We start from the raw sequence: 1,378 nt of genomic DNA, 5'->3' as shown, positions 1-1,378 counted from the left end.
GAATTAATGTTTGTAGGTGTTGCTTTTGATGGAAAAGAGGTGGCTTGTGTTATTGAAAAGTCATAAAATACATATAATTCACTTGACTTTTAGACCGCACCTTTTTTCATATATATTTCCAAGTCATGTTTTCTGCTTAAGAACTGAACATAGATTTTTTGGTGATATATTGATTATCTTTACAGAGTGATATACTAAGCATCATTAGCCCACGATTTAAATCGTGGGCTAATGATGCTTGTAAAAAGAGAGTAAAAAGCATGAAGAAATTTCCCATAGGCATATCAGATTTTAAGAGAGTTATTAATGATGGATTCTATTATGTAGACAAATCCCTTTTCATTGATGAAATAATAGAATCAAGTGCAGCGTCTATATTAATCCCACGTCCCCGCCGATTTGGAAAGACTTTAAATATGTCCATGCTTCATGCTTTCTTAGATATTAAAAAGGCGGAAGAAAATGCTTCATTGTTTGAAGGTTTAAAAATACGAGAAACAGAATCATGGAGGCGTCAAGGGAAATACCCTGTGATTTATCTTTCTTTTAAGGATATAAAGGAGTTGACTTATGCAGAATCAATTCAAAAGATATCAAAACTGTGTTCAAATTTTATAAAAGATCATTTTTTAGAATTAATAGATGCTTCCAATACGTCAAATTTAGATATTGACTATTTTCAAAGAATATACAACAGTAAAGGAATAGAGGTAGATTTAGGTGATTTTTTACTAACTACATCAAGAGCTTTAGAAAAAATATATCAACAAAATGTAGTAATACTTATTGATGAATATGATACCTGTATTATTAAATCATGGCAAGAGGGTTACTACAATGAAATGATTACGTTTATGCGTAATTTTTTATCAGCAGGTTTTAAGGACAATGATTATTTATACAAGGGTGTAATTACTGGGATTTTAAGAGTAGCGAAAGAAAGTATTTTTTCAGGTTTGAATAATTTGGAGGTGAATTCTGTATTAGAACATGCTTATGCTGATAAATTTGGGTTGACAGAAGGTGAAGTAAAACAGCTTTTGGCAGACACTCATATCAGTACGTCTTTTTCAGAAGTGAAAAAGTGGTATAATGGCTATACGATAGGTTTACACTCTGGAATGTATAATCCTTGGTCGATCTTAAATTATGCAAACAAACCTTCTCAGGGATTTAGACCTTATTGGGTGAATACCTCAGCAAATGAGTTGATAGAGGAGTTATTGACCAACGCAAATGCAGATCTTGAAAAGAAACTGACGGGCTTAATCGATGGTCAGGTGATGGAAAGTGAAATTTCCGAGACCACTATTTTTAAAGACTTAGAGAATGGTTCAGAGAAGACGGTTTTAGGTTTATTGTTGTTTAATGGGTATTT

At 32.2% G+C, this 1,378-nt stretch carries 1 protein-coding gene; it reads left to right on the top strand.

Annotation, left to right across the window (positions count from 1 at the left end):
- Positions 1 to 260: 260 nt before the first annotated feature.
- The coding region (locus HHU12_RS33910; RefSeq protein WP_169661151.1) for an AAA family ATPase at positions 261 to 1,378 on the top strand (1,118 nt) is incomplete at its 3' end.

Source organism: Flammeovirga aprica JL-4 (genome assembly GCF_012844305.1).
GTDB lineage: Bacteria > Bacteroidota > Bacteroidia > Cytophagales > Flammeovirgaceae > Flammeovirga > Flammeovirga aprica.
This window is presented reverse-complemented; position numbering and strand designations above follow the sequence as displayed.